Annotated in this window: 14 protein-coding genes and 1 other RNA gene; 7 read left to right on the top strand and 8 right to left on the bottom strand. The window is 40.4% G+C overall.

The window, feature by feature from the left end; all coding sequences use genetic code 11:
* Positions 1-156: 156 nt before the first annotated feature.
* From ACQZ43_RS12150 to def, 4 genes are all read right to left on the bottom strand, one after another.
* Positions 157-2,076: a S8 family serine peptidase gene (locus ACQZ43_RS12150; RefSeq protein WP_430612952.1), complete on the bottom strand. Its 1,920-nt coding sequence runs from the start codon at positions 2,074-2,076 to the stop codon at positions 157-159.
* Positions 2,077-2,275: 199 nt separating this feature from the next.
* Positions 2,276-3,052: a nucleoside triphosphate pyrophosphohydrolase gene (gene mazG / locus ACQZ43_RS12145; RefSeq protein WP_430612951.1), complete on the bottom strand. Its 777-nt coding sequence runs from the start codon at positions 3,050-3,052 to the stop codon at positions 2,276-2,278.
* A gap of 51 nt (positions 3,053-3,103) precedes the next feature.
* Complete coding sequence (locus tag ACQZ43_RS12140) at positions 3,104-3,544, bottom strand: DUF5606 domain-containing protein (protein WP_430612950.1); 441 nt, start codon at positions 3,542-3,544, stop codon at positions 3,104-3,106.
* A 62-nt stretch (positions 3,545-3,606) separates the two neighbouring features.
* Positions 3,607-4,194 (bottom strand): peptide deformylase, encoded by a 588-nt coding sequence (gene def / locus ACQZ43_RS12135; RefSeq protein WP_430612949.1) that lies wholly within the window; start codon positions 4,192-4,194, stop codon positions 3,607-3,609.
* A 172-nt stretch (positions 4,195-4,366) separates the two neighbouring features.
* On the opposite strand from def, the gene ACQZ43_RS12130 reads away from it, so the two are divergent.
* Entirely contained in the window at positions 4,367-6,610 is a 2,244-nt protein-coding gene (locus ACQZ43_RS12130) for an FUSC family membrane protein (RefSeq protein WP_430612948.1), read from the top strand.
* A 159-nt stretch (positions 6,611-6,769) separates the two neighbouring features.
* Here the strand turns inward: ACQZ43_RS12130 and ACQZ43_RS12125 are convergent, their stop codons facing one another.
* Positions 6,770-7,975, bottom strand: coding sequence for an NAD(P)-dependent oxidoreductase (locus ACQZ43_RS12125; RefSeq protein WP_430612947.1), 1,206 nt, complete (start codon positions 7,973-7,975; stop codon positions 6,770-6,772).
* A 374-nt stretch (positions 7,976-8,349) separates the two neighbouring features.
* Here ACQZ43_RS12125 and ssrA point away from each other — a divergent pair.
* The 5 genes from ssrA (at position 8,350) to ACQZ43_RS12100 (ending at position 10,101) form a co-directional block, all read left to right on the top strand.
* Positions 8,350-8,746: a transfer-messenger RNA gene (gene ssrA, locus ACQZ43_RS12120) on the top strand.
* 233 nt (positions 8,747-8,979) lie between these two features.
* Positions 8,980-9,147, top strand: a complete 168-nt coding sequence (locus tag ACQZ43_RS12115; protein WP_430615719.1) for a hypothetical protein — start codon at positions 8,980-8,982, stop codon at positions 9,145-9,147.
* The gene (locus ACQZ43_RS12110; protein WP_430612946.1) at positions 9,120-9,284 is read left to right on the top strand and encodes an EndoU domain-containing protein; all 165 of its coding nucleotides are present in this window, start codon (positions 9,120-9,122) and stop codon (positions 9,282-9,284) included. The genes ACQZ43_RS12115 and ACQZ43_RS12110 overlap by 28 nt, the downstream gene beginning before the upstream one ends.
* Positions 9,285-9,415: 131 nt before the next feature.
* Positions 9,416-9,757, top strand: a complete 342-nt coding sequence (locus ACQZ43_RS12105) for a hypothetical protein (protein WP_430612945.1) — start codon at positions 9,416-9,418, stop codon at positions 9,755-9,757.
* 176 nt (positions 9,758-9,933) lie between these two features.
* On the top strand, positions 9,934-10,101 hold the full coding sequence (locus ACQZ43_RS12100; RefSeq protein ID WP_430612944.1) for a hypothetical protein: 168 nt from the start codon (positions 9,934-9,936) through the stop codon (positions 10,099-10,101).
* Positions 10,102-10,703: 602 nt separating this feature from the next.
* On the opposite strand, the gene ACQZ43_RS12095 is transcribed toward ACQZ43_RS12100, so the two are convergent.
* Positions 10,704-10,877, bottom strand: a complete 174-nt coding sequence (locus ACQZ43_RS12095; RefSeq protein ID WP_430612943.1) for a hypothetical protein — start codon at positions 10,875-10,877, stop codon at positions 10,704-10,706.
* A 318-nt stretch (positions 10,878-11,195) separates the two neighbouring features.
* On the opposite strand from ACQZ43_RS12095, the gene ACQZ43_RS12090 reads away from it, so the two are divergent.
* The gene (locus ACQZ43_RS12090) at positions 11,196-12,710 is read left to right on the top strand and encodes a Fic family protein (protein WP_430612942.1); all 1,515 of its coding nucleotides are present in this window, start codon (positions 11,196-11,198) and stop codon (positions 12,708-12,710) included.
* A gap of 261 nt (positions 12,711-12,971) precedes the next feature.
* Here ACQZ43_RS12090 and ACQZ43_RS12085 read toward each other — a convergent pair whose 3' ends face one another.
* Positions 12,972-13,289: a DMT family transporter gene (locus ACQZ43_RS12085; protein WP_430612941.1), complete on the bottom strand. Its 318-nt coding sequence runs from the start codon at positions 13,287-13,289 to the stop codon at positions 12,972-12,974.
* A 74-nt stretch (positions 13,290-13,363) separates the two neighbouring features.
* Positions 13,364-13,924 carry a Crp/Fnr family transcriptional regulator gene (locus ACQZ43_RS12080; protein WP_430612940.1) on the bottom strand — a complete coding sequence of 187 codons (561 nt, stop codon included), beginning with the start codon at positions 13,922-13,924 and terminating at the stop codon, positions 13,364-13,366.
* Positions 13,925-13,947 lie beyond the last annotated feature (23 nt).

The raw sequence follows: 13,947 nt of genomic DNA, 5'->3' as shown, positions 1-13,947 counted from the left end.
AATTAAGACCTACTTTCGGCAATCGTGTTGGCCACCACCTCACGGATTACACCATCAATCCAATTATAGCCTTGGATTGACACGGGCTTGCGACCATAAAAAAATGGGTGAAGAAAAGTTCTCCACCCATTTGTAGTAATCGCATTTTGCGTTTGCTTATTTAATCAGTATCTTTTTGGTTACTTGTCCGTTTGCATTGCTAAATTTCAGGAAGTAAATACCCGTCGACAAATCGTTTAAAGGGATGGTCCAAGTCGATGAATACACAGCCTTATTGGTCAGCGTCAACAACTGTTTACCGCTGATGTCAAACAGGCTTACCGAGGCATCCTTGATGTTTTCTTCCGTGCTTTCAATCGTGATAAAATCCTTGGCGGGATTCGGCCAAATTCTCAATTCACTCTCCAATTTAGTTGCATTGTCCATCGATAGGTTTCCACCCTTTGAGCTCACTACCAAAGAAAAATCTTGTTCACCCCTAGCCAATTGACCTTTGTGAGACACTACTATCTTATAGGTTCCCGCAGTGGCATTGGGAATTTCCACTTTTTCGATATTATCAACGTCATTATCGCCCTTTAAGGCATTTAAAGCCGCGAAATTCTTGTTCAATTTCCACGGTAGAAAAGCAACACCGTCTTTAAAAATCCTCAAATCCAAATCGTTGTTAAGCGCCGGTGTGGGATCGTCTAAATATTCGGCATAATTGTTATCCGCTCGAGGACTATCGGTCCAGGCGATGGTTGCAGCCAAGTGAGTACCGTCTTTTTGTACCACAAACTCCCTTTCGAAAGTAGCGGATTGATTTAAGGTTTCCTCTACGACTAAGGCCCCATTGGACTTGCTGGCGGTAATTACTTCAATACCGCCTTTGGCATTGATTAAGCCCCATCCAAATTGATGATCTGGACCATCTTTAAGACCCGCTTCATCAGCGGTCTGCGCCATAAGTGCGCGCAGCGTTGCCGATCGGTAAGCGACACTGTTCATTTGTAGGCCGTATTGTTGCCACAGTACAAATACCCCGGTCACTGCAGGAGCAGCCATGGAAGTTCCGTTGGAAACGCCATAGGTGCTATTATCCTCGTCGATTGGAGAAATTACCTGTACTCCTTTGGCCGAAATATCGGGTTTGATTCTAAAGTCGTCTGTCGGTCCATAATTGCTAAAGTCCGACATGATTACTTGATTGGCGTTGGTGTAATTAGCTACTTCGTAAACCGCAGCTACGATGACAGAATTCTTTGCTAAGGACGCACCGAGTAACAAATCATTGCCGTTCTTAGTCGGGTTTAATCGACGGTAGTCGCGACGGTCATTTCCGGCTGCTACTACGGGTTGATAATAAGGCGCATTAAAGGCCACCCAATCAAACTCGTAGCTGGTATAGTCATAGGATCCGAAATAATCTGCCGTTCCCTGAAAGTTTTCGATGCTGGTATCCACTCCGTAAGAGTGATTGGACACCAAGAGTCCCTCTGCAGCTTGTGCTGCCATTTCAGCGGTATCTCGTCTCCAATCGTTGGACCAAATTTTCGCTTCTGGCGCCATACCTTTGGCCTGAGGTTTTACCCCTGAGGCAGCGATAGTACCGGTAACATGGGTTGCATGTGCATGGGTTCTCGTCGTTCTATCCTTGTATTCTACTCTATTGATCAATTCGTTGTGCGTTCGCAAAGCCACACCGCCATCCCAAACTCCAGCAATCATATTTTTACCGGTAAGGGTAATCCCCAAATCCGATTGGATCTGGTTTACACGCGCTGTTTTACGAGATCCCGCATTTTTAGTGCTATAGTACTCGATGCGTCCTTGAGCATCGATTGCTTTAATTTCAAAAAAGTTTCCCTCTTTATCATAGCCACTTATCGGCAATCCGGCTATTTTAGCAGCCTTTACGGCATCGTCAAAAGCTTGATTGGCTTGGATGGTCTTGGATGCAGCAAAGTCGTGCAGCAATTCCGCCTGTGTATTCTTAATAATGTATTCTCGTTGTTGTGTGTTTTGCGCATTGAGCAGGTTTGCCATAGCCAAAGTAGTACAAGCAAAGAGGACATATTGAGTTTTAATTTTCATAATATTGTTTTAAACAGGCCATAAAACTAAGGTTTTTTTTAAACAATCTGATGAATACTTTTTTTATAAAAATCGTTTATATTATTTAAAACGAGTCTAAATCAACAAAAAAAAGCGACTTAGATAACCAATTAACAAATTGGTTTTAAAATTAATCCTATAAATACGTTAAAAAAGACCTAAGTCAATAAATCGCAAATTAAGATTTTTTTTTCGCCTCATTCCAATAGCGGTCCATCTCCTCCAAATTCATATCCGTAATGGATTTACCGAGTTCGACTGCACGCGCTTCTATGTACTGAAATCGCTTGATAAATTTTTTATTGGTGCGTTCCAAAGCAGTTTCGGGGTTGATCTTTAAAAACCGGGCGTAATTGATCAGGGAAAACAAGACATCTCCAAACTCCTCTTCCATCTTATCGGTTTGCGCCACAGCCACTTCCCGTTCGAATTCGTCGAGTTCTTCTTTGACCTTATTCCACACATCAGCTCTGTTGTCCCAATCGAAACCCACGCCCTGTACTTTTTCTTGAATTCTACTGGCTTTAACCAAAGCGGGTAAGCTCTTGGGAACGCCTCCTAAAACCGAGGTATTGCCCTCTTTTAGCTTTAACTTTTCCCAATTCTGCTTGACCTCCTCCGGCGTGCTGGCCTTAACATCGCCGTATATATGTGGGTGTCGGGCAATTAATTTGTCCGATATGCCGTGGGCTACATCTGCGAGGTCAAAAGCATCTTGCTCACTGGCTATTTTGGCGTAAAACACGATGTGTAATAAAACGTCGCCCAGTTCTTTTTTGACTTCCATCAGGTCGTTGTCCAAAATGGCATCGCCCAATTCATACACCTCTTCGATGGTCAGGTGTCGCAGGCTCTCTAAGGTCTGTTTTTGATCCCAGGGACACTTTTCCCTGAGCTCGTCCATAATGGTCAACAAGCGGTCCACGGCTTGCAATTGTAGTTCTCTGTTGTTCATAATATAAAACTATAAGATAAAAAAAATCCCGTTAAAAACGGGATTTAAAATTTACTTTTCAACGCTTTCAGCAACCGGAGTTTCCACCGCGGCCTTATCTGAAAAAGCCTCTTCGGTAATCATCCCTCTATTCTCGAGGATGTTGTACCAGTTTAATACTTTTTTAATATCTGAAACATATACGCGCTCTTCGTCAAACTCTGGAAGAATCTCTCTAAAATAATTGGTTAAAACCGCATTGTCTTCTTTATGAGAAACCGCAGCCTTAAAGTTTTCCTTTTGTGCAATAGCTTTAAAAACTACAAATAACTTTACTTCATCATCATAGGTATACATGGATATTTCAGAAAGCAAACTCACATTGTGTTTCAATCCTATAGTACTTCTCTTTCCGTCTACTAAAGACTCCGCAACAAAACCTGTACGCGTTTGTACTTTTAATTCATACAATCCGGGTTTTCCTGAAATGGCTAATATTCTATCTAAACTCATTTTTTGAAATTATTTTAATTTTAAAGTCACAAATATCTAAATTTGCGGTTAATATCCAAAGGTTATCTGCTTTTTTTAGAAGCAAATTTCATTTTATAATTTGGTACAATCTTGCCCTCGAAGATGTTTTGTAATCGGCGTGCGTTTAAACGCTTCTTTAAACTGGAAATTTTATCCGTAAAAAGTATCCCTTCGATATGATCGTATTCGTGTTGAATCACTCTCGCGGCCAGTCCACCGATTTTCGCACTGTGTTTTTCAAAATTCTCATCGTAGTATTCCAAGGTAATCCACTCTTTTCTATATACATCTTCATTGACATCGGGTATGCTTAAACACCCTTCGTTAAAAGCCCATTCCTCACCTTCTTCTAAGGTGATTTTGGCATTGATGAAGGCTTTTTTAAAGGTAGACAAAAACAGGGCCTCTTCTTCCGAGATGTCTTCATTATCTGCGAAAGGAGCGCAATCTACTACAAATAATCGAATTGCCAAACCTATTTGAGGAGCTGCCAAGCCCACCCCGTTTGCACGGTGCATGGTTTCGAACATATTCTCCACTAACTGAGCTAATTGTGGATAATCAGGGCTAATGTTTTCACCTACTTTTCGCAATACAGGATCTCCATAACCCACAATTGGTAATATCATAATCGTTTTCTTTAATTTTTATGAGGCTTAAAATATTAAGCAAACACAAAATTAATCAAAAAAACAGAAATAATTATTACAATATACAAATTTTGGTATTTATTTTGCACTATATTGCCTAGACAATCTTTTACCATAAAAAATAATTTTAAAAACTTCCCACGGAATAGTTATGTTTAAAAAAGCAAGAAAATTCACGGATAACTCACACCTTACCGACTCGTTAAAAATTACCATTTCCTCGATTATCCCTTTTTTAATCCTAATGCCCTATAAGGAATTTACCTTGGCATTTACCATAGCCATGGGGGCTTTGCTTACGGCTCCGGTCGATATTCCCAGCAATTTAAAGCACAAGGTGGTCGGTTTGCTCGTCGGAGCACTGCTGATTCCCATCGTCACTTTTATACTGTGTACCGTGGTGGATACGCTGTTTTTCTATCCCATTTTTCTGACTATTATCTTTGCCCTCTGTATGATTTCCGTGTATGGGCATCGCGCAAATATGCTGTCCTTTACCGGGCTCTTAGCGGTTTGTTTGGCCTTTGTACACCCCTACCAAGGCAAGGATTTATACCTACACTGTTTGATGCTGCTTATGGGTGGTATACTGTATTTGGTCGTGTCGCTCTTGTTTAACCTGATGAGACCGCGTCGATATGCGGCTTTGCAAACCTCGGAATGTATGGACCTCACTTCGGATTACCTCAAATTGAGAGCCGAACTGTGGACAAAAGACGCAAATCGGGATAAAATTATTGAGGAACAACTCAACATCCAGGTCAAGCTCAATGAAATTCACGAGAATCTTCGCGAATATTTGGTGCGCAACAAGGCCAATACCGGAAACTCCTCTTACAACAGAAAAATGCTCGTGGCGTTTACCGCTTTGGTAGACATTCAGGAAATTGCCCTGTCCACGGCCTTTGACCACAAAAAACTCTATGTGCTCTTTAAGGACAATCTCGACCTGATTGAGGATTACAAAAATCTGGCCTTTCAATTTGCCACGACGATTTCCAATATCGCCCTTTCCTTGAATGTCGGTAAAAAATATGTTTCTACCGGTTCCCTAACCGATGATCTTAAAAAGATACAAGACAAGCTCTATCAGTTTCAAAAGAACAACCAATCCTACTCGTCTACAGAAGCGGTGTTGATGTTTTCCAACGTGATTCACTATGCGGAGAAACAAATAGAAAAGATTAAAGTACTCGAGCGCGTATTGACAAATACCATTACCGAAAGCGACTTAAAGGGCAAGTACAAGGATCTGGAGAAATTCCTAACGCCTCAACACTATCGCTGGGATACCTTAAAGGAAAACTTGAACTTCTCCTCTACGATATTCCGACATGCACTGCGCTTGACCATTACGATTCTCGTCGGGTTTATGATTGGACAAATCTTTAATCTGCTCAACGGTTATTGGATTTTACTGACCATAGTCGTGATTATGAGACCGGGGTTTGGACTGACCAAACAACGCTCCTTTGAACGGGTAATCGGCACCGTTGCCGGTGGACTCATCGCCTTTGGTCTCCTGGCCTTTATCGACAACACCACCGTTCTGGCCTTTATGACCATATTTACCATGGTGTTCGGATACTGGTTTTCCCATACCGATTACAAAATTGGCGTAACTTTTATCACCATATACGTGGTGTTGATTTACGGGATACTCACGCCGAATTTTATGGACTTGTTGACCTATAGAATTATAGATACCTTTATCGGTGCAATACTCGCCTTTGGCGCCAACTATTTGCTGTGGCCATCATGGGAATTCTTAAACCTCAATATTCACCTGACCAAATCCATCAAGGCAAATCGAGATTATTTAAAGGAAATTTCTATTTACTATAACGAAAAGGGCGAAGTAACCCTGCCGTACCGATTGACGCGCAAATACGCTTTTATCGAAATCGGCAACCTGATGTCGTCTTTTCAACGCATGATACAAGAACCCAAGTCCAAGCAAAAATACCGCTCGGAACTGTATGAGTTGGCGGTATTAAACCATACGCTATTGTCTTCTGCTGCCTCTATTGGAACCTATATACAGTCGCATAAAACCACCGAGGCCTCCAAGGCGTTTAACGTGGTTATGGACACCATTGTCAAAAACCTAAGCACGACCATAGACGTCATACAAGATTCGCAAAAAGAGCGCAGTATACTGACTCTGGATGAACAAAAGGAATATGAAATCAGTTTTTCCTACCTCAAAGATATACGTGAAAAGGAATTAAAACTATCCGTTGACGACGACGAGGACATCAAAATTAAGATGGAGGAATCGCAATTGGTGATCGAACAATTGATTTGGTTGACGAGCTTGTCGGAGCAAATTTTAAAAATAGCCAAGAAATTGGCCTATAAAAAGAATTTGAGAAAGACGGTACTCGCCGCTTAATACGGTTCTAAAGCAAACCTTCGTTATGCCCTTCTTGCAATTTCTAAAAGAATTGCAAAAGCGTCGACAGGTCGATTTAACGATTTTTATCAAGCAAAAAAAGCATTAAAAAAGGCTGTCCCCTGGTAGAGACAGCCTTTTATTATAGGGTGCTTTCGCTTATTCTTTTTCCGCTAGAAAATCTTGCAGGTATTCAAAGCGCGCGGTGAGTTTACCGTTATCGGTAACACAGGCCCTTGCAAACACGCCGTCTTTGTCGCCGTTAAAAAAAGCTGGCATCACCTTTTCGATAAAGGTTTCTCCAAAGCCTTCACTGGCATCTTTGGGCAATTCGCACGGCAAATTGTCTACCGCCATAACCACTACTGCAGCAGGGTGATCAACGCTGACTTCTTTGTTTTCCCTCGGATAGTATCCGTAAATCGGATCGGCTATGGTCGAAGCTCTTAAGGTCGAATCTATAGGTCCATCCACATCACAAGAGATATCGGCAACCACTTTAATTTGGTTGTGTGCACCGTTTAGCATCTCCTTTGTCAATATTTTTGGGCTTCCCGTTTTGTAAAAATGCCCCGCTATAAAGATATCGGCATGCTTGGTAAAACGCTCAAAATCCGACTCGTACAAATCGGGATTTGCATAAAAATCCGCTTTAGAACCTTCACTACCGTCGCTGCGTCTGTAGTAATCCGTCACGTCGATTTGCGTATAAACCGGCACATCGTATTCTTTGCTTAAAAAATCGGCGATGGAAACGGGCTTCATCTTCATGCCATCCAAGATTTCCTTGGCTCCCATACCCACTTTTCCGTGACCGGTTAAAACCACTTTTACCGGAGGTAAATACGGACGATTTAAACGGGCGATTAAGTCTTCCTGATGCAAGAGCAATTCTGCTTTGACCAAGTTGAAGAGCTCGTATTTGATTCCAAAAGCGCGAATTCCGTTATAGGCGCCAACAATACCGGCATAACGACCGAAGCCGATCAGGCGTTTATTGTTTTCGTCTACTAGGGTTTCGTGATCGATTAATCGAATGTTTTTATCTAAACAAGCCTGTAATAAGGCCCTGTTATAGCTTTGTTTTTTTATGGTGTGTGAAAAGAAAAAATAGGTTTTATTGGGGATGAGCGCATCGATGGGAACTTCTTTTACCCCTAACAATACATCGCAATCGGACAAATCATCAGTGACTGTAAACCCCAAATCGCTATACTCTTGATCTGAAAATACACGAATATCCGAAGTCTCAACGACAAATTCTACTTCTGGAAAACGCTTTACCACTTCAACCAACTCAGATGGACTAAATACAACACGTCTATCCGGTGGGCTCTTTCTCTCTTTTATAAGTCCAAATTTCATAAATAAATTCTAAGGCTGTTAATGTATAATCTTCCAAAATTAAGCTTAATTAATTCTTTTGCAAAACAAATTGACGAATTCATTTCATCGGGTTAATTATATTGCTTATTCTTTGGCCGCCCTAGGTAGTCGAAATAACCGTGGTGTTAATACCCCCTCCGACTGCCGCAAACTCCAAAGCGATTGCCGGGATTTCACACCCATTAACTTAGGGTTAACTCCTAGGCCCCTTGTGCTCGACTGAGGATGTCGCAGCGGAATATGCTTGACAAACACATAAAACCCGCTAAAAAAAACCACGCTCTCGTTTTTTTATTTTATCTTTGCAGTAATCTCCTACAAAACTTCGGCCAAAGGGAGACCAGTAACTATTTGGGGTCGATTGGCTTTGACAGCAAGTGGAATTAGATTGTAAGCATGTCGAGCGCTGAAAAACAGCTCGTAAATATCATTTTTCAAACTTTTCAAACGGCGAAAATAATTACGCTTTAGCTGCTTAATCTGAATTACAGTAAGATTTGCCTAGTTCTCACCAGGTGAGAAAGCTAGATTCCCCAAAAAAGCCTTGGTTTGTGGCGTTTTAATTCGGGGAACCGTAAAAATAAACCTAGGAAACCTTTAGTCTCGACGGGTTTTTGAAATTAAGAGAATAAGCGACAGGTGGCGGTTTCTAGCCAAGCTTGTCGACGAAAATCTAAGAAGAAACTAAACATGTAGAAAGCTTTTTGATTGCTTGTTTGGACCCGAGTTCGATTCTCGGCGACTCCACCACTTTTAAGACCTAACAATTTGATTTTAAAATTGTTAGGTCTTTTTTTATTTAAAAAATATCCGTTTATTTTTTTGTTAAAATATTGATTTTATGGCGTTTCAAGGAACTACTTGGCGTTTATATGCTAAAAACTATACTTTGAATACTAATTTATAACTTTATTGTTAAATCAACAGATTGATTAATTCTTCGTAATTAATGGTTTGGTCCAAAAATACAGCAATCATTACTTATGTTTGTTTCAAATACTGGTAATCCTGGATATTTATTGAACAATGTTAACCCTATTGGAGGAAGGTTTGCATTTGGTACAAAAGAAGGCGAAAAAGTCTTTCATACAAAAGCGTCAGTAATTGCAAAGAAAAAGATAATTTGCCGTACAAAGCAAAAATATATGTAAAATATAGAAGTGGCTGGATAGAAAAAGCAGCTATGAGTTCTATGTTTCCTAAAAATTGGACGATGGAGAGGATTCAACAAGAAGTGGCTTTTGTATATGAAAAACACTGTGGCAAAAGGAGTAGGAAAACTACCTAAAAGCACTAAAATATTTACTGACTAAATATGAATATAACAGTACTAATGGATTTAAAATATTAATAGAGGTAGATGACCTTGGAAATATAATGAACGCTTATCCAATTATTAAATAATAAATTTTAATCGAAATGATATATAATTTTAGCATTCATAAATCACTAACAGATTCTGTTTGGTTCTATGTAAATATAGAAGATTCAGAATATGGTGTTTTAGGTAATTTAAGTAATGTATATTGGACACCAAAAATTATTCAGCAACTGATAGATGGAATCCTTTCTACAAAAGATACCAATAATGAATATAAATATCAGACTGAGGGAGATGATTTGTATATATATAGTAATGGCTATGGAGTTCAGTTTTTTGATTTGAATACTCAACAAAAAGATGCAGATTTGATTTTACCTCACGACACTTTTATTGATTTTCTAAAAAACTTTAAAGAGTTTGTAGAAGCGAAAAGTTAGTCTTCATACAGGTGTATGAAGATATGGTTGAGAGCGCTTATACACTCAGGTTTGAAAATAATAAATTGAGGTAGATAAGCAAGGAAACATTACAAATGCATACCCATTAAAACAAAAACAGTTATGGAATATAAATTTACAACAAATCCTTATGAACAGAAAAATATGCCTGCAAAATGTTTGGAATAGATGTAGCTTCTCTTTCACAGGAGGATTGGCCTTTAAACGGTATAGGTTGGGATGAATGGACACCCCGTGAAATACAAATGATTATTTATAAAAGTAAGGAATTACAAGGTGAAAAAATGTATGGTTATCAGTTCGTATTTTTAGAATATCGATAATGGCTCGAATTCTCAGACAATTGTTTTAAACACGGATGCACGATTCCTTGTTTACTAAAGACAGTACCCGCAGAAAGGCGTATTAGCTCTTGAAGCTTTTACGAGCTAAACACAATACTTCGCTACAGCATTACAAGACAATAATTTACAACCCTAAAAAGTTAATACAACCACGACCTCGGCAAACAACACTAAAAGCTAATTTTAATACAACACTAAAAGCTAATTTTGGTACAACACTAAAAGCTAATTTTGGTGCGCCATCCAACGCTAATTATAGATGTAGTGTCCTAAACCAATTCACATACAGTGTTTTAAGCTCGATTAGATACCGCGTTAAAAGTTATTTTTAGATGCGGCATTCAAAACTAACTAACCTACAACATTAAAAGCTAATTTTGATACAACACTAAAAGCTAATTTAGATACAGCATCCAAAGCTAACTAACATACAACATTAAAAGCTAATTTAGGTACGGCGTTAAAAGCTAATTTAGACACAACACTAAAAGCTAATTTTGGTGCGCCATCCAACGCTAATTATAGATGTAGTGTCCTAAACCAATTCACATACAGCGTTGTAAGCAAGCTTAAATACCGCGTTAAAAGCTATTTTTAGATGCGGCATTCAAAGCTAACCATCCTACAACACTAAAAGCTAATTCTAGTACAACACTAAAAGCTAATTTTAGCACAGCATTAAAAGCTAATTTTGGCGCAACATTAAAAGCTAATTTTGATACAACACTAAAAGCTAATTTAGATACAGCATCCAAAGCTAACTAACATACAACATTAAAAGCTAATTTAGGTACGGCGTTAAAAGCTAATTTAGACACAACACTAAAAGCTAATTTTGGTGCGCCATCCAACGCTAATTATAGATGTAGTGTCCTAAACCAATTCACATACAGCGTTGTAAGCAAGCTTAAATACCGCGTTAAAAGCTATTTTTAGATGCGGCATTCAAAGCTAACTATCCTACAACACTAAAAGCTAATTCTAGTACAACACTAAAAGCTAATTTTAGTACAGCATTAAAAGCTAATTTTGGTGCAACATTAAAAGCTAATTATTATATTTGTATAAAAAACATGGCAACACCCTCAGAAAATCTTGCCGCTTCCTTACAAGTTCTACAGGAATTGCAACTTCGTGGAACAATTGCTATTCCGTCTCATTTAATTTCCCGGACCCACAGAGAGCGGCTGGTAAAAAAAGGTTTTTTGCGCGAGGTCATGCGGGGCTGGTATATTCCAGCACGTCCGGACGAAACTCCTGGCGAAAGCACCTCGTGGTATGCTTCTTATTGGACTTTTATCGGAGCATACCTAACGGAACGCTTTGGAGAAAACTGGTGTCTTTCCCCAGAAGAGTCTGCCAAACTACATGCCGCAAACCGAACAGTTCCCGTTCAACTACTCGTAAGAGCGCCTCAGGGACGCAATCAGATTACAGACCTTTTATTTCATACCTCCATATTGGAGATACGGGCTACGCTTCCAGATAATCGACAAACCGTTATTGACGATGATCGCCTAAGGCTCTACAATACGGCAGCGGCTGTTGTTAATATTTCCGAAAGCTTTTACCAACAGTATCCAACCGATGCACGAACCTTGCTTTCGACATTCCGAGACGGTTCTGAGATTCTAGCACTACTCCTTGACGGTGGTAAAAGTGTCGTTGCCGGTAGAATAGTTGGAGCTTTCCGCAACATAAACCGCCCAAAAATTGCAGACGATATTTTGGAAGGCTTGCTCACTGCAGGCTATAATGTTCGGGAACTAGACCCGTTTATACACAAGAGTTTCCTTACATTTGGCCAGCGCGAAAAGTCACCTTATGTCAACCGTCTGCGTTTAATGTGGCACGAGATGCGAAGTGAAGTTATAAAAATCTTCCCTGCTGCTCCCGGCATGCCCAAAGATAAAATTGCATACCTACAGCAGATTGAAGATAATTACGCCAATGATGCTTACAACTCTTTATCCATAGAGGGTTACCGCGTAAACACCGAATTGATTGAACGGGTCAGAAAGGGTCACTGGCAACCGGTTATCGACGAACAAGACCGACAGCATCGCGACGCCATGGCTGCTCGTGGTTACTGGCAAGCCTTCCAACAGGTGCAGCAGAGTATTGAGTCCATCTTAGCCGAAAAAAATCCCGGCCATGCAATAGACCGCGATCACGGCAACTGGTATCGCGAAATGTTTGCTCCGAGTGTCACTGCGGGTATATTAAAATCCTCCGATTTGGCGGGCTACCGCAACCAACCCATTTATATTCGCCAATCTAAACACGTACCTCCGAGTAGGGAGGCCGTAAGAGACTTGATGCCCGTATTTTTTGATTTGCTTTCACAGGAAGAGAATGCAGGAGTTCGCGTTGTTCTAGGACATTTCTTTTTCGTTTTTATTCACCCCTATAACGACGGCAATGGGCGAATCGGTAGATTCCTAATGAACGCCATGATGGCAGCTGGAGGATACCCTTGGACGGTAATTCCACTCGAACGACGATCGGAATACATGACGGCATTGGAAAGCGCAAGTGCCGATGGCGATATAGTTCCCTTTGCCACCTTCCTTGCATCCCTGTTATAAAACAAAGCTGTTTTCAGTCCAATAGCCCCTCCACTCCTCTTCCAAGGAGCGGAATCCGATTTGGCAGATTGCTCTTTGGCAACGGCATATTTACACTAACGTTATAGCTGTATAAACAGCGTTGTTAAACAAGCAATCCGACATCAGTCGTTCTACAGCGTTTCCAAATGGAAAATCGCTTTTTCAATTATAAAAAAGGGTTAGACTTCATTAAAAGATCTAACCCGGGTATTCTGAGTATTGCCAATTAGGGTTACTGACTTAAAAAATCTTTAATCCGATGATTCCCACAACGATCAACAAGGCGGATAGCAGTCTAAAAATACTGGCGGAGTCACCAAAAAACAATATTCCAACCACTAGCGTTCCCACAGCTCCCAATCCAGTCCAAACAGCGTAAGCCGTGCCTATGGGTATGGTTTTCTGCGCATAGAAGAGCAAACTGCCACTAATCGCCATCGTGGTTACCGCTAAGCCGATCCACCACCATTTATTACCACCCGATCCCTGAGCCATCTTTAATCCCAAGGGCCATCCAATCTCGAAAATCCCCGCTACTATCAAAGCCAACCAATTCATATAAAAGACATTTAAAATTCTCTTACAAAAATAAAGCAGCGAGGCATGCGTTTTTTTGACCTACATCAAAATCGCTAAAGCTTTCGGATGCGACTTAATGTTTCCGGCGTAATGCCGAGATAAGACGCAATATGCCCCAGATTGATTCGCTGTAATAAATGCGGATATTGAGCGACTACCGCCTGGTAGCGTTCTATCGCAGATTCCGTGTGTAAGGAGTTTATGCGCTCTTCGAGCACAACACAGACCTCTTCTGCCATTTTGCGACCGATCACATTCAATTTGGGGTATTTGATATACAAATCGTTTAAGTCGGTTCTCGCAATCGCATACACCTCCGAATCTTCCAAAAACTGTATATACTCATAGGAGGCTCGGTCGGTATATACCGGAATTATAGAACAAAAAATTTGATCTTCTCCGCCAAACCAAGAATTGACCTCCTTGTTGTTTCTAACGATATAGGCGCGAATCAGCCCTTTGCTAAGGACAAAATAACTCGATGAATACTGGCCTTCTTTTAAGAAATAATCCAATTTCTTGCGTTTGTAATGCATGGTTTTACTCGCAATAGCTCGTTCCGCTTCCGGGTCGAGGCTTCCGTACTTTCGCAGTTGTTCAATAAGGGGATTCATAGCTTAATGGTTATAGGTCGTTC

Source organism: Flavobacterium sp. JP2137 (assembly GCF_050562195.1).
Taxonomy (GTDB): domain Bacteria; phylum Bacteroidota; class Bacteroidia; order Flavobacteriales; family Flavobacteriaceae; genus Flavobacterium.
This window is presented reverse-complemented; position numbering and strand designations above follow the sequence as displayed.